Source organism: Microcoleus sp. w2-18bC1, from assembly GCF_036700365.1.
Classification (GTDB): domain Bacteria; phylum Cyanobacteriota; class Cyanobacteriia; order Cyanobacteriales; family Microcoleaceae; genus Microcoleus.
On the sequence record NZ_JAUBOS010000060.1, the window covers coordinates 23,094 to 39,790 of the forward strand.

At 45.1% G+C, this 16,697-nt stretch carries 13 protein-coding genes; 11 read left to right on the top strand and 2 right to left on the bottom strand.

What is annotated here, in order from left to right; translation table 11 throughout:
• Nucleotides 1–138: 138 nt before the first annotated feature.
• Together QT979_RS23015 and QT979_RS23020 are read left to right on the top strand one after the other, a co-directional pair.
• Nucleotides 139–705: a DUF3611 family protein gene (locus tag QT979_RS23015; protein ID WP_333213264.1), complete on the top strand. Its 567-nt coding sequence runs from the start codon at nt 139–141 to the stop codon at nt 703–705.
• 429 nt (nt 706–1,134) lie between these two features.
• A complete protein-coding gene (locus QT979_RS23020; protein WP_333311787.1) occupies nt 1,135–2,766 on the top strand; it encodes an alpha-amylase family protein in 1,632 nt (543 codons plus the stop codon).
• A 23-nt stretch (nt 2,767–2,789) separates the two neighbouring features.
• Here QT979_RS23020 and QT979_RS23025 read toward each other — a convergent pair whose 3' ends face one another.
• Nucleotides 2,790–3,755 carry an S-layer homology domain-containing protein gene (locus QT979_RS23025; RefSeq protein WP_333311788.1) on the bottom strand — a complete coding sequence of 322 codons (966 nt, stop codon included), beginning with the start codon at nt 3,753–3,755 and terminating at the stop codon, nt 2,790–2,792.
• Between the two features lie 53 nt (nt 3,756–3,808).
• Nucleotides 3,809–4,735, bottom strand: a complete 927-nt coding sequence (locus QT979_RS23030; RefSeq protein ID WP_333311789.1) for a DUF2382 domain-containing protein — start codon at nt 4,733–4,735, stop codon at nt 3,809–3,811.
• Nucleotides 4,736–5,224: 489 nt separating this feature from the next.
• On the opposite strand from QT979_RS23030, the gene QT979_RS23035 reads away from it, so the two are divergent.
• The 9 genes from QT979_RS23035 (at nt 5,225) to QT979_RS23075 (ending at nt 16,441) form a co-directional block, all read left to right on the top strand.
• Complete coding sequence (locus tag QT979_RS23035) at nt 5,225–5,836, top strand: hypothetical protein (protein ID WP_333213260.1); 612 nt, start codon at nt 5,225–5,227, stop codon at nt 5,834–5,836.
• A gap of 206 nt (nt 5,837–6,042) precedes the next feature.
• Nucleotides 6,043–6,543, top strand: a complete 501-nt coding sequence (locus QT979_RS23040) for an SH3 domain-containing protein (RefSeq protein ID WP_333311790.1) — start codon at nt 6,043–6,045, stop codon at nt 6,541–6,543.
• A 14-nt stretch (nt 6,544–6,557) separates the two neighbouring features.
• Nucleotides 6,558–7,685 carry a hypothetical protein gene (locus QT979_RS23045; protein ID WP_333311791.1) on the top strand — a complete coding sequence of 376 codons (1,128 nt, stop codon included), beginning with the start codon at nt 6,558–6,560 and terminating at the stop codon, nt 7,683–7,685.
• Between the two features lie 178 nt (nt 7,686–7,863).
• Nucleotides 7,864–9,156 (top strand): RNA-guided endonuclease IscB, encoded by a 1,293-nt coding sequence (gene iscB, locus QT979_RS23050; protein ID WP_333160310.1) that lies wholly within the window; start codon nt 7,864–7,866, stop codon nt 9,154–9,156.
• A gap of 240 nt (nt 9,157–9,396) precedes the next feature.
• Nucleotides 9,397–10,401 (top strand): mechanosensitive ion channel family protein, encoded by a 1,005-nt coding sequence (locus QT979_RS23055; protein ID WP_333160308.1) that lies wholly within the window; start codon nt 9,397–9,399, stop codon nt 10,399–10,401.
• Nucleotides 10,398–11,723: a DUF2254 domain-containing protein gene (locus QT979_RS23060; protein WP_333311792.1), complete on the top strand. Its 1,326-nt coding sequence runs from the start codon at nt 10,398–10,400 to the stop codon at nt 11,721–11,723. The genes QT979_RS23055 and QT979_RS23060 overlap by 4 nt, the downstream gene beginning before the upstream one ends.
• 17 nt (nt 11,724–11,740) lie before the next feature.
• Nucleotides 11,741–12,493 carry a hypothetical protein gene (locus QT979_RS23065; RefSeq protein ID WP_333311793.1) on the top strand — a complete coding sequence of 251 codons (753 nt, stop codon included), beginning with the start codon at nt 11,741–11,743 and terminating at the stop codon, nt 12,491–12,493.
• A 602-nt stretch (nt 12,494–13,095) separates the two neighbouring features.
• The gene (locus tag QT979_RS23070; RefSeq protein ID WP_333085227.1) at nt 13,096–13,857 is read left to right on the top strand and encodes a ZIP family zinc transporter; all 762 of its coding nucleotides are present in this window, start codon (nt 13,096–13,098) and stop codon (nt 13,855–13,857) included.
• A 172-nt stretch (nt 13,858–14,029) separates the two neighbouring features.
• Nucleotides 14,030–16,441, top strand: a complete 2,412-nt coding sequence (locus QT979_RS23075; protein WP_333311794.1) for a bifunctional serine/threonine-protein kinase/ABC transporter substrate-binding protein — start codon at nt 14,030–14,032, stop codon at nt 16,439–16,441.
• Nucleotides 16,442–16,697 lie beyond the last annotated feature (256 nt).

Consider the following 16,697-nt stretch of genomic DNA (forward strand, 5'->3'; position numbering starts at 1 on the left):
TAGGCATCCTGCCTGCCCTTAACGAAGTTTTCGGGAGATGTCTAATAGCTAACCACAAGGCGATCGCCAGGAAGACAAGCATAACCTCTTTCTTACCTCGTTTATTTTGATACTCAATTCAGCAATAAGGTGGATATAATGAATCAACCAGAATCCTTGTCGCAACCGCTGACCCAAAGCGAATTCGTCGCAACTTTTCGCTTGTTTAGTAGGTTTAGCTTCTGGATACAGTTATTCTTGGGTGCTGTTTCCGGCATAGTTTTAGTATTTGCTATGTTGGGTCGCAACATGAGCGAGCAAACCAATAATGCAGGTATTGGTTTCGGGGTAGTTTTAGCGATAGTTGGTCTGCTATTGCTGTGCTTTAGAATATTTTGGGATTTTCGCTATAGGCTATTAGGCCGACTTTTGCACGCAGAAAATTCCCAGGTATATCCCAGCAAAGAACATATTACTCACACCTTACGGATTGGATTAGTTTCTAGTTTGGTGGGGGTATTAATCGCGTTTGTTGCTTCAGAAGAAACAGTTGCTGTAGTGCTAGCGAAAACTCTTAGTCAACCCCAAGCGATGGCAGCTTATGCGCCAGAAAATGTGATTCGTTCCCTAGATATTTTTGTGACGATGGCAAACGTCAATCTGATTGGCGCTCACTTTTTTGGAGCTGTTACTTCTCTTGGGTTACTTAATTGGGTAGAAGATTAGTTGGCCGGATTGGCGATCGCTAAAGGCAAACACAACTCCCATGCCGTCAGCACTTACAAGCGCTGGCAGATTTAACTAATGTTTATGCTGGTGCACTGTCTTGGCGAAAGAGAGCGAAGACAGTGCAGCTACCAGCTAAACAAGTTGGCTATTGCAATAAAGATCTAAGCTGAAATTGGTAGCGATCGCTCCTGCTAATTGTAGTCAGACGTATCGACCCTTTTTTAATTGAAAAAACGTAAGGTATTATCTTGGTTTATGTTTAATATACCGTTATATTGAAATATTTTTAATTGGTACAAATACGACTTAAAACTATCTTCCGAAAGATGAGCTATACCCGTGGCATTCAGCTTCCTAAATTGCCCTGTGACTGGGTTTCTGAACACAGCCATGTTACACCGTTTCTCTATTAAGAAATTTACTGATATGAAAGACCTCTGGTATAAAAACGCAATTGTCTACTCCCTCGATGTTGAAACCTTCATGGACTCGGACGGGAATGGTGTCGGCGACTTTCAGGGACTTATCAACCGCCTAGACTATTTATCCGGGCTAGGAATTACTTGTTTGTGGTTGCTGCCGTTTTATCCTTCCCCTAACCGGGACAACGGTTATGACGTGATGGATTACTACAACATTGATCCGAGACTCGGAACCCTGGGAGATTTTGTCGAGTTCATGCACCAAGCAAAGGAACGAGGAATTCGCGTGCTGATCGATCTAGTAGTAAATCATACGTCCCATCAGCATCCGTGGTTTGTGGCATCCAAAAGCGATAAAAACTCGAAGTATCGCAATTACTACGTGTGGTCAGAAAATCCACCCAAAACAGATCCAGAATTGCTGGTGTTTCCCGATGCTGAGGACAGTATTTGGGAGTACGACGAACACGCAAACGCTTACTATTTGCATCACTTCTACAAAGAACAGCCAGATTTGAATATTGCCAATCCGGCGGTACGAGAAGAAATCTGCAAAATTATGGGTTTCTGGCTAGAACTGGGCGTGTCTGGATTTCGCATTGATGCTGTTCCCTTTTTAATTGAAGGAATTGGCATCGAAGGTGCAGACCCCGAAAAGCTGCGAGGTTTCTTGGAAGAAATGAGAGATTTTGTGTCATCGCGTCAGGGTGATGCTGTGTTGCTGGCAGAAGCAAATGTCGATCGCGATCAAATTCCTGTCTACTTTGCTAAGGGCGACAGAATGCACATCCTGTTCAACTTTTTGCTGAACCAGCATCTGTTTTTGGCCTTGGCGCGTCAAGAATCCACAGCATTGCGCGATGGACTAAAAACCTTACCGGATATTCCTGATATTTGTCAGTGGCTTAATTTTGTGCGCCACCATGATGAACTGACGCTAGACCGCATTACTTCATCGGAACGAGAGGAAATTTTTGCAGCGTTTGCCCCTGAGAAAACTATGCAAATTTTCGGGCGCGGGATTCGTCGCCGCTTACCACCGATGATGGGAGGATCTCGCCGCCGGATTGAACTAATCTACAGCTTGCTGTTCACCCTCCCTGGTACACCCATGCTGCGCTATGGCGAAGAAATTGGCATGGGCGATGACCTTTCGCTGGAAGGTCGAGACAGCGTTCGCACCGTGATGCAATGGTCAGATGCACCGAATGGTGGCTTTTCGACGGCTGCAACTGATGCCCTTGCCAGACCTGCGATCGCGATCGGAGAATACGGTTACAAACAAGTCAATGTCGTTGCAGCGCAGCGCGATCCGGCCTCATTAATTAACTGGATGGAACGTGCAATCAGCATCCGCAAGCAATGTCCTGAGTTGGGTAGGGGCAAGTGGCACATTCTCGAAACCGACTCTCCCTCGGTGTTAGCCCACTGCTGCGACTGGCAAGGCAGGACGGTGATTGCTGTCCACAATTTAGCCGACAAACCTTGTACCGCTACGCTCAAATCTCACGAATACAGCAATCTGTGCGATTTATTTGGCGATCGGCTGTATGAATCTCTCGATGCCAAATCGCCATCTATTCCCTTAGAAGCCTACGGCTATCGCTGGTTTCGAGTCAATCGAATCCAGGGGTAAAAAAGTTAAAGTTGATGGGAGAACTAGCGACGTGGACTGTTAGGAATGTACTTAGCAGTATTCTTGTCTGGAAGCGGTGCTATCTGACCTTGATTGACCAAAGCTTGATGAATTAGGGCAGTAGCACTACCCCGACTCAGCAACTCGTTCGGATTAAGAACTCTGGGATCTGGATAGTTGACCACTATCTTTGCCTTTGTCGCTGCTGCCACGGGTTCAACCGCATATTTAGGAAGTTTCTCGGCATCTTTATAGTACGAAGTGAGAAAATCTAATGCCGAATTTTTAGCAGGCGCAGTTGCAGCTTTTGTCGTTGTTGGTGGAACAGACTTAGCCGATTTAGGTGCGGGCGCAGCCGCAGGCTGCAGCTTTGCCACGACAGGTAATAACGGCTGCATCAAAACAGTCGCTGCGAGAGGAAATGCCAAACGGTTCCTAGCAATTCGACGTTTATTTACTGGAGTTTGTCTTGCTGGAGTTGCAGCAGCTCGATCGGTTTTGACAACAGGGGGATTGAAATCCATATTTAAACCCCTCATTAACACAACTAATGCTTGTGCCTTAGTCAATGGCTGCTTCGGACGAAACTCATTTCCGGGAAAATCATTCATAAATCCCGTTTCATAAGCTTCTTGAATCGGAGTTTCTGCCCAGTAGTTTTTAGGCACATCCTTAAAGTAACTTCCACTCGGTATCTTTCTAACGCTTGCTCGATTAAAAGCTTGGCGGATCATCGCCGAAAATTCATCCCGATCTACAGCCTGTTTGGGTCTAAAAGTTCCGTCTAGATATCCGGTAACAATCTCTTTTTCAGCTAAGGAATCAATAAACGGACGCGCCCAGTAATTCGGCGGTACATCAGGAAATTTCGATTTAGCTTGTTGAGCAGCAACTTGCTGGGAACTTAGCACAAAGCCAGTGCCACTGACACTAACAGCTAAAGCTAAAAAGGCTACGCTGATTGACGGTAAATGCCTGCGAGTAGACATGATAAATTTCCTCCTAATTTTTGCATTTTTTTTAACGATACTCTTTGGCTGAGTTAAAGCGGATTACTTTTTTTATCCTCCGAATCCCATTCTGTTTTTTTTACATCTAACTCTTCGCGACGTACTGTGTCTCTTGCCTCAACCGTATCTTGCTCAACTTCTTTTCTGACTTGCACTTCCTCGCGCACGAACGCTTGCTTTTGGATATCCACACTTTCTTCGTAGATTTCAAAATGTGCCATTTCTTCTTGTTTGAAGGCGGTATCTGGGGTTACTAGACTCCCTGCAGATTCTGGAGTTGTGTGCTCAATCACAATTCGCTCTTTTTCTACAGAAACTTCCAGTTTTACCCTTTCGGTTTCAACTTGTTTGCCAATTATTACCTCGCCTGTTTTGCGACGGGTTTTATCTGCAACTAATCGTTCTTCGTACAGTTTGAGTTTTTGATGATCCTGTTCGTTCATCTGATACAATTGGGGTTCTCGCTCGTAAGTATAGGTATCCCGATCATCATAAGCAGGATTAGTAGCTTGAGGCGAGACCGAATGTGTTGTAGAAACTCGCACAGGTGCTTCTAAAGGTAATGATGCTTCTACTGGTACAGACGCTTCTACTGTTGAAGTTCGATAAATACCCCGCACTTGTTCTTCATAATCGTAATCAACTGCCATTCCATGCTCATACCTGGGTAGTTTTTCCACTTGGTTTTTACTCCGCAAACCTGTAGCGTAAACACGCCGCCCATTAAAATCAATGTGACAAAGAGCGATGGGAAGTAAAACTTTTTTGTCAAAAATCCAAGAACCAGTCTCTACCACAAAATAGCGGCAACGTCCTGTCTCATCTACCAGCACAGTATCGATCGTGCCAATTTTATCATCGGTACTTCCGCCATACACATCCAGTCCTTTGATATCGTCGTCCTCAAAAGCGGCTTGGCGGTAGTTGGGATTAAAATCCTCAATTTTGTAAAGTAACATAGTTGTTTCCTGTACTATCTACATCAACTTGTGTACCTACTTTAGATAGATATCAGCTCTAATACTTCCTTCTTATGAATGATTCAGCAAATTGAAAATCATCAAGATAGCGATATTTTTTTGTATTTTTCTATCTTTAGGTAGATGAATTTAGATTTCCTGTACTCAAGGAGGTAAATTTATCTAATCATTCGTAGGTTGGGTGGAGCCAGCCTACAAGGTTTCTGCCAGCAACTCTCACAAGGATTTATTAGGTTTTACGATCACATTAACTAGGGGATATCCTACAAAATTAAGGGCATCTCTAAAGGATCTGCTGGTTTTTTTTAAAGGAAGTTTCGATTTTATAAGCGAAGTTACTACTTTTGATATTTAAAATTTTTAACTTAAAAATATTATGCCCATCGGTAGATATTCTGGTAATGATGATTAAGTAAAATTAAATTACCTTCAAGAAAAAAAATGACGTAACGCAGGGGTTAATCTTTTATGACTTATCCAGATCGATCGGGCAATCCACTCACTGAGCCTACAATCGTCAATCCGCTGGTGGATTACCACGATCAAGTGAGGTGGGGGCCAATTTTGGCAGGAATTGCGATCGCTCTGGGTACTCAACTACTTTTAAGCGCTTTGGGAATGGCGATCGGATTAACCGCAGGTGCAACAGGGGCGGATGCAGGTTCCGTTGGTATTGGGGTCGTAATTTGGTCGATTATCAGTTTGCTGATTTCCCTATTTTTGGGAGGTTGGGTGATGGCTCAAAGCTGCGGCCCGATGACCAAGAAAACAGCATTTTTGAATGCAGCAATTCTTTGGGGAGCTACATTAGCACTTAGTGCTTGGTTATTAGGAAGCGGGATATCGGGTGCTGTTGGCGCTGCGGCTGCTAATGCTGGAGAAATTGCCAATCAAGTACAACAACAGGGCGGCGTTAATATACCCAATCAAGCGCCGAATGTAGACCCAAATCAAGTTCGCGATCTAGCTGGTAATACAGCTAAAGCTACTTGGTCATTTCTACTTGGCTCTTTGCTGAGTTTGGCAGCGGCAATGATGGGTGGTGCTGTTGGCGCTCGCAAACCTCGCGTTTATGCTTGATTAGCGATGATAAAACCAGAAAATTCAACAAGCACACCAGCGAGTCGAAAGATTTTATACCATTGTGATGATGATTCATCCTTTCTTGGAGAAGATGAACGAGCTAAAAACCTTTTCTAATGTTTTGGCATAGAGATTTAAAAGGAGATAAAGCGATGCAAGAGCAGAGGATATGGCAAAAATATACAAGGTTAACAAGTTCGATCTTGTTAACTGCAACGGTTTTAGTTGCTCCCTCCTTCGCCGCTAATACAAATCAAAAACAGATTCAAGGTGACTATCTACTAGCGCAAGCTTCAGACAACTGTCGCCAGGTTATTGCGAGAAATGGCCTTAATGTTCGGCGACAACCGACGGCTAACAGCGAAGCGGTTGGTATCATCGGTTCCGCACGAAATGTGACGATTCAAAGTCTTGGTGAGAATGGCTGGGTACCAATTACAGCCCCGCTACAAGGCTACGTATATGGTGGTTTTCTCGGAATGTGTGAAGCCGCAACCGCCCCGCCTCCTACTAACTGCCGCCAAGTTGCAGCAGCCAGAGGAATTAATGTACATCAAGCACCTTCCACTGATGGGGAAAGGGTTGGAGTCGTCGCGAGTGGACGAAGAGTGACGATTGAAAGTATAGGAACAGATGGTTGGGTGCCGATTACAGTGCCTCTGAGAGGCTACGTCCAAGCAGAAAATCTGGCGTATTGTAGTTAATTGAAAAAACAGTGATGGATGACCAATCAAACCCAAAAAAAGAAACTAATTCACAGCAAAAACCTGGTTTGTTAAATTTCATTGCCGAGACAACAGAATCTGCACTGAATACAGGTAAAGCGGTTGTTGACACAGCAGTTGATTGGGGGGAAGCTGCTGCTAAACAAACTTATCGATTGATTGGACAAGCGACGCAAGGAACCGGAGATGCGGTGACTTATGTTGGTAATCTTCCCTTTGTTAAACAAGTAGCAGGGGTACTCAGGCTTGATTGGTTAGTTGGAGTCAGCGATCGCATCGACTTAGCCAAAGCGGAAGCTCAAGTCAAGGAACTCCAACAAAAGTATCCCAATGAATATCCCAGCGAAATTGCCCATCGCATTATGGTGGAAAAAGCAATTCACGCCGGTGGTGTTGGATTTGCTAGCAGCATTTTACCCGGTGTCGCGGCTGCACTGCTGGCGATCGATTTAGCCGCGACTACTGCGATTCAAACCGAAATGGTTTATGAAATTGCCGCCGCCTATGGGATGGATTTGCAACAGCCAGCCCGAAAAGGTGAGGTTTTGGCAATTTTTGGGTTAGCGCTAGGCGGTAGCAACGCAATGAGAGCTGGTTTGGGCTTTTTACGTAACGTACCGCTGGCTGGCGCGATGATTGGTGCGAGTACGAATGCTACGATGCTGTACGCGCTGGGATATGCAGCGCGCCAGTTTTACGAAGCCAAACTGAGGGAAGAGACTGAAGAACCTGGAACCGAAACGCTGCAAGCGATTCAGCAACAAAGTGAGAAATATCTCGATGTTGCGATCGCGCAGCAAGCAGGGATGGATCAAATTATGGTTCACATGATTTTGGCAAGTTATCCCAACAAAAACTGGGAAGATATTCTGCCAGAATTGAAGGTCTTGCAATTAAATGCTGATTCTCTCAAAAGGATTGCTGCTAACATCAAGTCCCCCAAACCATTGGGTGCATTGTTAGAGCAACTTACCCCCGACTTTGCAGTACCGCTATTAGCTCAATGCCGTCGCATTGCCGAAAGTAAGGGAGAGGTTTCCGAAGCAGAACAGAGGGTGCTGGATGCTATTCACCAAACAGTGGACAAGACTAGACAGCTAGTTCATACACTGGACAAATAGCCAGCCTAAGTATCTTGAATACTACGTTTTGAGGGTGATGACACCTACGGGTGCTTTCCAGCTTGTAGCTCTGTCGTTAGAGATTAAACAGATGTATTTGGTTAAGTCAGTGTCTCTAACACAACAAGCCATCAAAACATTGGCGAGGAAAACATAACCTGAGTAATCAGAGGACAAAATGTCTAACTTTGTATTCGTTTTAGACACCAACAAACAACCACTTGAGCCAGTAGAACCAGGACAAGCAAGACGATTGTTAAAACTAGCCCAAGCTGCTGTTTATCTCCGTTACCCGTTCACAATTATTCTGAAATATGCGGTTGATAGCCCAAAAACCCAACCCACTCAATTAAAAATTGACCCAGGTTCTAAAACTACTGGGTTGGCTTTAGTACAGGGCGATAAAGTTATCTGGGGTGCTGAGTTGACCCATCGCGGACAACAAATAAAAAATGACTTAGAGTCACGTCGCGCCCTTCGTCGCAATCGTCGCAACCGAAAGACTCGTTACCGCAAACCACGTTTTCTGAACCGCACAAGAGCGCCTGGATGGTTGCCACCAAGCTTAGAATCCAGGTTAAAAAACATCGTGACTTGGGTCAACCGCATCCGTCGATATGTCCCAATTACAGGCATATCCCAAGAGTTAGTTAAGTTTGACTTCCTTGCAATGCAGAACCCTGAAATATCCGGCAAGGAGTATCAGCAAGGTGAACTTGCGGGCTATGAAGTCAGAGAATACTTGCTTGAGAAGTGGGGGAGAAAATGTGCCTATTGCGGTGTTGAAAACTTACCTTTTGAGGTAGAACATATCCACCCAAGATCAAAAGGGGGGAGCGATCGCGTTTCCAATCTTACCCTAGCCTGCCGTGGCTGCAACCAAGGCAAAGGCAATCAAGATATTCGGGATTTCTTGTCCAAAAAGCCTGACATCCTGTCCCGTATTTTGAAACAGGCCTCACAACCCTTGAAAGATGCAACTGCTGTGAATTCAACCCGCTGGGCATTGTTCCAACAACTTAAACAAACAGGATTGCCAATAGAAGTTTCAACAGGAGGTAGAACAAAGTACAACCGCACTCGTTTAGGACTACCTAAAACTCATTGGCTGGATGCAGCTTGTGTAGGAAACGTAGAAGTGCTGCAAGTTTTCACGAAGCAACCGTTGTTAATTGCAGCTAAAGGATGGGGCAGCCGTCAAATGTGTACAACCAATAAATACGGATTTCCTGTCAAGCACAGAACACGGTGCAAAACGTTTTTTGGGTTTGGGACAGGTGACATGGTAAGTGCAATTCTTCCCTTTGGGAAGTTTGCAGGCACTCACGTCGGCAGGCTGACGGTTAGAGAAAGCGGAGTTTTTGAAATGAGAACGCCACTCGGCAAGGTTAGCCCAGTGCGTCATAAATACTGTAAATCAATCCACCGCAACGATGGGTATATGTATGCGTTTTCCACTTTTGTCCAATGAATCAGCGATTAGAGGCGTAGCGATCGCACAAAAACTCAACGGTCAAGATATGGCTTCGATATCCACTTGAAAAAAATTGTTGGTGCGTTAGCTTTCTGCGTAACGAACCATCCCCAATATTTACTGTGGCTGTGTAAGTCCTAAATTAGCCTCACGTTAAAGTAATCTACAGCCTTAAGATAGAGTTTGACGTGGCTAATTTTAATACTATCAATAATGACTGATGCAAGAGGAAGTTGTATGACAGCAGAAATATCCGCAGTCTGGGACAAGATTGAGAGCATGATCAATGGCTTCATTGTCCTGCTGCCTAATATGATACTAGCGTTAATTGTTTTTGGAATCTTTTTCTTTGTTGGCAGGTCAATTAAGAGAGCGGTCAGGCGGCTTACCCGCAACCACCGCCAATCCCGGAATTTGGGACTGGTGTTGGGAAGGTTAGCGCAGGGTATTACTGTTCTGATTGGTCTGTTTATTGCCTTGTCGATTGTAATTCCCACATTTAGAGCAGGCGATTTGGTGCAACTGCTGGGAATTAGCGGGGTAGCGATTGGTTTTGCCTTTCGCGATATCTTACAAAACTTCCTAGCTGGTATCTTAATTCTTTTGACGGAACCGTTCCAAATCGATGACCAGATTGTGTTTAAAAACTTTGAGGGAACCGTAGAAAGTATTGAAACTCGCGCTACAACAATCCGAACCTATGATGGTCGCCGGATTGTAATTCCCAATGCGGAATTGTTCATTAATTCTGTTACTGTGAATACCGCCTTTGATAAACGCCGGATGGAATACGACGTTGGTATCGGCTACGGCGATGATATTCAGCGAGCCAAGCAGTTAATGATGGAAGCCCTGCACAGTGTGGAAGAGGTTTTGAAAGACCCTGCTCCTGACGTGTTGCTGATGGAACTTGCAGGAAGTAGCGTCAATATCCGCGCTCGATGGTGGATTGCTCCGCCGCGAAGAATGGACGATCTGCGATCGCGGGACAAGGTACTTTTTGCGATTAAGGAAAAGCTGACTGCCAATGGCATCGACTTGCCCTTTCCTACGCAGCAAATTTTGTTTCACGACCAAACCGAAGAGACGGATGGCGATCGCAAACGTCAGCGCGAAGGATGGCCTGCTGGTAATGGCGAAGTTCCCAAACCCCGTAGCATCAGCGGTTCTCTGCGACAACTAATTGAACAGCGAGCGCAACAAGATGGCAACGGACAATCTTCACGCCACCCCAACTCATGAAAAATGTCAAGTTAAGCAAAATTTGGGACTCGCTGCACTCTAGCTACTGGTTTATCCCAACGTTGATGGCGCTGGGGTCGATGATTTTAGCGATCGCCATGCTGACACTTGACCGCACGGGTAATATACCAAACTGGAGGTGGATTTACACGGGTGGAACCGATGGTGCGCGATCGGTTCTTTCATCGGTTGCCGGTTCAATGATCAGCGTTGTTGCTACAGCTTTTTCCATTACTATTGTGGCGCTTCAGTTGGCGAGTTCAAATTTTGGTCCCCGATTGCTGCGTAATTTTATGCAGGATACGGGCAATCAAATCGTGCTTGGCACTTTCATTGGCACGTTTATTTACTGTTTACTCGTACTGCGAACCATTCATGCAGAAGGAGAAGGATACAGCCTCTTTGTACCCCAACTCTCGGTTACAGTTGGTACCGGATTGGCAATTGCCAGTATCGGCGTACTGATTTACTTTATCCATCACGCATCAACCATTATTCAAGCCTCCCATGTAATTACTCAGGTTAGTGGCGATTTAGACAAAGCTCTAGATCGTCTGTTTCCCGATAAAATCGGACAAGGTAAAGCGAACAACTCGCGACAAGTGGGAGAAATTCCTGCAAATTTTGACTCGGAAGCAAGTCCAATCAAAGCCACTGGCGAGGGTTATTTGCAAGCAATCGATGACAACGAATTAATGAAAATTGCCCGTCAGTACAATCTGCTTGTACGTCTTACAACTCGACCGGGAAAGTTTATCGTCAAGGGCAGCGATGTAGCGATGGTTTTCCCGGAAAAACAGGTGAATCAAAGCCTGAAACAACAGATTAACGATGCTTTTATTCTGGGCAAAGAACGGACTGAATATCAAGATGTAGAATTTCCAATCGATCAATTAGTTGAAATTGCCTTGCGTGCGATTTCTCCTGGTATCAACGATCCGTTTACTGCGATTCGGTGTATCGATCGACTCAGCGCCGGATTATCCCGCCTCGCTCAAAGGGATTTTCCCTCCCCCTATCGCTACGACGATGAAGATAATTTGCGCGTCATTGTTGAAGGAGTGACGTTTGAAGGCTTAGTCAATACTGCCTTTAACCAAATTCGCCAGTACAGTAAATCAGATGTGGCGGTAACAATTCGCTTATTGGAAGCTATAGCTTGCATCGCCACTTACACCCGCAATTCCAAACAACGAGAAGCTTTACGCCGTCACGCGGAGATGATTTTAAATAGTAGCCGCGAACAAATCTCTCAGGAGCAAGACCAGAAAGATGTCCAAGAAAAGTATTACCAAGTCATTAAAGCTTTAGGCGAGGATTAATTTGCTTGACCATAATTATGGTAATAACAGCAGCTTTACGACCTGCTCCTAATACTTTAGCTTTAACCGCGCTGATTGCCATTGGTTTAGCGCTGACACATTTATTTTGCGGCAAGTTGCGGTTTGCTCCTATTCCTCGCAGTGGCTGGCTTTCAGCAGCAAGTGGGGTTTCGGTAGCTTATGTTTTTGTGCATATTTTACCGGAACTAAATCAGCACCAAGCGGTATTAGAGCAAGTAGAAGCAGGAGTTATTTCTTATCTAGAACACCACGTTTATTTAATAGCTTTGTTAGGATTGACTGTATTTTACGGCGTGGAGCGAATGGCAAATTTATCTCGTCACCGTGGCGAAGAGGATGTGACCAGTCTTGGTGTTTTTTGGTTGCACATTGGCTCTTTTTCAATCTACAACGCTCTGATTGGCTATCTGCTGCTGCATCGGGAAGAACCGGGCATTACCAATCTGCTGTTGTTTTCTTGTGCAATGGCACTGCACTTTGCAGTGAACGACTCTGGTTTGCGGCAACACCACAAGCATATTTATGAGCGCATCGGACGCTGGATACTAGCAGCAGCTATTATTGTGGGGTGGGTGTTGGGTAGCGCTACTGAAATTGGAAAAACTGCGATCGCAGTTTTATTTGCTTTTTTAGCCGGAGGAATTGTTCTCAACGTCCTCAAAGAAGAATTGCCAGAAGAACGAGAAAGTCGGTTTTGGGCATTTGTCCTTGGTGCTGGAATTTACACGGCTCTTTTATTGGCTTTGTAGAGGAATCAAAGGCAGCCCAAACGTTCGAGGTTAAAACTATTTGAAGGAGCCAATCGTTCTTTCAGACGCAGTTTAAGATTACCGGGATAATTTTTCCGATCGCTGCTACCAACTGCGACGGTATTAACAGTCTTAACTTTAGCCAAATTTCTGAGTTATCGACGTTTATTATTCGCATCCCTTGCTGCCAGTTCATTCTTAATTAATCTAGACATCCAACACAGCACAAACGAAGTCAAAAGCCGGGTGGTTCCTCACATAATTGCAGCAACGATTGGTTGGTTTACTGATCTAATTCTTGGGCCAGGATATCCGTCAGCGGAGACGGCGATTAGGAGCAAATATCGTTATTATTGATTGAATAATGCTAGTTAAAAAAATTAGCCATCTCTTCCGTTAGAAGCCTGCGGCTATCGCTGGTTTCGAGTCAATCGCATCCTGGGGTAAAAAAGTTAATGTTGAGGGGAACACTAGCGACTATAACTATGAGGAATGTACTTAGCAGATTAGGTGAAAAACCCGGTTTCTGGCGCCCATCCGTAAGTCGTATATATAATTAATTTTTAGGCGTGCATAAAAAATTTTCCTCTGAGGTAGAGCTGATGTTTCCAGTGTGGTTGCAGGCAGGATTTTGGGGTTTACTGGGGGGGTCGGCGCTGCTACTGGGAGCGGCGGTGGGTTACTTTGTGAGCATTCCCCAGCGCGCGATCGCGACAATTATGGCTTTTGGCGCTGGTGTGCTGATTTCAGCGCTATCCTTTGAACTGATGGATGAAGCTTACAAGCGCGGCGGTTTCGACTCGACGGCGATCGGCTTTTTGGGCGGCGCTGCTGTCTACACAGCCGCCAATTGGTTTTTGAGTCAACAGGGAGCAAAACACCGCAAGCGATCGGGCGCTTTGCACCCAGCTAAAACAGAGTCAGGCGATGGCGGATTAGCCATCGCCCTCGGCGCGCTGTTAGACGGGATACCGGAGTCGATCGTCGTTGGTGTCAGCATGATTTCTGGAGGCGCTGTTAGTTGGGTGACAGTAGCGGCAATTTTCCTCTCCAACATTCCCGAAGGACTCTCTAGCGCCGCCGGCATGAAAAAAGCAGGGAGATCGATGGGTTACATTTTTGGAGTTTGGGGCGCGATCGCAGTTATTTCCGGTATTGCAGCATTGTTAGGATATACGGTTTTCAGTGGCTTTTCTGCGGAAGTAATAGCCGCTACTACCGCCGTAGCAGCAGGGGGTATTTTAGCAATGATCTCAGATACTATGATTCCCGAAGCATTCGAGGAAACTCACGATTTTGCTGGACTAATTACTGTCTGCGGATTTTTAGCTGCTTTTGTACTCAGTAAGTTAGCAGAAAGATAATTGATAATTAGCGATCGCTCCTCACTAATGTAGAATTGCCAATTGCTGAGAGTTATAGTGTTTTTGATATAGACACAGATGAATTTGATATGTTGCCAAGCTGTATTGGACAACAAAAAAGCTTATAATCAACATTAAAGGCCGCAGCATGTCAAGAGGTGTTGGAAGATTTATGTGTGTCAACTTAGGGCATATCCTACATGAAAGGTACGAAATTCTCGCTTTGTTGGGAGAGGGAGGGTTTGCTAGAACCTACACGGCTGTACAAATAAACAAACCTAATAATCCTCTGTGCGTTGTTAAGGAAATTCCTTTTCCCCTATCGAACGATCCGCGCGTCTTGGAGAGGGCAAGGAAGCGATTTGAAAGAGAGGCTAGCGCTTTGCGCGGTCTCGGCAAAAACTCGCGCATTCCCGAATTATTCGATAGCTTTGAAGAAAACGATTATTTTTACTTAGTTCAAGAATATATTGAAGGACATCCGCTTAGTCAAGAACTCACTGCGGGCGATCGGTGGAATGAGCAACAAACTGTTGTTTTGTTGCGGGAAGTTCTGGAAACACTAAAATCAGTCCACCAAGAAAATATTATTCACCGCGATATTACACCTTCTAACTTAATTCGGCGCAAAACAGATCAAACAATTGTTTTAATTGATTTTGGGGCGGTCAAAGAAATCGGCACTTTTACCGCTAACTCTACCGGTGAAATATTCACATCGCAGGCGATCGGCACCAGGGGTTATATGCCTGCCGAACAATACAATCCGCAGTCTGTCCCGCAACCCTATAATGATATTTATGCAGTAGGAATTATCGCGATTCAATCCCTCACCGGGCGGCGTCCCACCAATCTGCCACAAGACCCCGAAAATTGTGAAATTATCTGGGATTATTTAACATCTGAACCGGTTAGCGATGGTCTCACAAATATTTTAACCAAAATGGTGCGCTTCCACTTCCAAGACCGCTACCAGTCTGTTGAGGAAGTTTTGCAAGACTTGAATTTGATCGTCGCAGGGCCCCCGTTACCCAAAACTTCGCGGAAGTTGCGATCGCGCTTTCGCTGGCTGCTGTTAGGCGTTGCGGGAATTGTGGCTTTTGGGGCGATCGTACTTTTAATCCCCAGAATTTTCCCGCTAATCCCCAGAATTTCCCCGCAACCAACGTTGCTGACACCCTCCGCCGATGGTGTAAGTTCCGGCGAAAAACTCTTAGTGCAAACCTCCGCCCTGTGGTCAAAACAAAGGGGAATAAATGAGTTTGCCGACTCTAATTATCCCGAAGCTTTAAAATTACTTAAACAGTCCTGGCGGGAAGACCGCAGAGATCCAGAAACTTTAATTTACATCAACAATGCTCTGCTGAAGGCAATAAATGCAGAATATTACACGATCGCAATTGTTGTTCCCATTCGCAGAAATCAGGACGGCAGCATCCTCAACGCAAATTTAGCAGAAGAACTGCTTCGTGGCATTGCTCAAGCTCAAACCGAAGTTAATTTAGGTCTTCTGGCTGCAAATGAGAACAATAAAAATTTTCCCGGTCAAGGCTTTCTCCCACCAAAAGCTATTAAAGGAAAAGGTCTCAAAGTCATCATTGCTGATGATGGCAATATCAAATCCTACGCGATTCAAAGGGCTAATTATCTGGTCGCTCAGCCCGATATTCTAGCAGTTATCGGCCACTACACCAGCGACATGACTGTAGAAACCGTAGATATTTACAATCGAAATCAACTAATCGCCATTTCTCCAGGAAGCACAACAGAAGAACTGACGAGAAAACCTCGAAAATTTTTCTTTCGGACGGCTCCGACAACTAGAATAGAAGCTGAAGCTTTAGTAAATCAACTGCTCTTGGTCGGCGAGAAAAAAGCCGCAGTATTTTACAATCCCAACAGTCCGTTTAGCGCTTCTTTGTGGGAAGAATTCAAAGAGCAATTTGAAGCCAAAGGAGGCTCGACTTTTAGACTTAGGAATTATTACGATTTATCTAAAAATAATTTAGACGCCGAAGCAGCAATCACAGAAGTTGAGAAAGCCGGAAAAACAGCCTTACTTGTCATTCCCGACGGTCAAGTCACTAATTCTCTGGAAAATGCGATCGCAATGATTAAAGCTAATGGCGATCGCAATTGGATTGTCGGGCCCTGGACTCTGTACGAGCCGAGAACGTTAGAAGTAGCAAAAGAGCTAAAGTCTGTTGAAAAACTGGGCATATCTGTGTTTTGGCATCCGTTAATAAGTTTTGACAAAAAATTTCCGCAAAACGCTGAAAAATTGTGGGGAGGCCCGGTCAATACTCGATCGGCTTTAACCTACGATGCCGCCCGGACGCTGATTAAAGCCCTCGAAATGCAGCCAGAACCTAGCCGCCAAGGAATGCAAAAAACCTTAGCCGATCCAAACTTTAAAGCCGAAGGAGCCTCCGGTATAATTGAGTTTGACTCGAAGACTGGAAATCGGAAAAACCCTCCTAAACGAGTGGCGCATATTGTACCGTGTTCGAGAGAACAGTTTGGAGTTACATTTGTGCCGATCGAATTTTCCACAGCCGCAGCCGCAGGTTTAAAGTGCGATTGAAGTGATATAGCAATCCTTGCAGGAGTTGTAAACTTTTTACCCCACCCCAACCCTCCCCTGATCAAGGGGAGGGAGTAAGAAATTCACAAATGATGCGAGGATTGCTATATCTTGTGGCATTGGTTGAGTCGATGTGGGGTATTATCCCCAGCACCTCTCAGTTAGAACTGGACGTGCCAGTTTCCGTGCATCCAGCTCCCGATATTCTTAGGGAGTGACCCTTTTGCTCATGTGTGAGTAGTCATGACAGGATTCG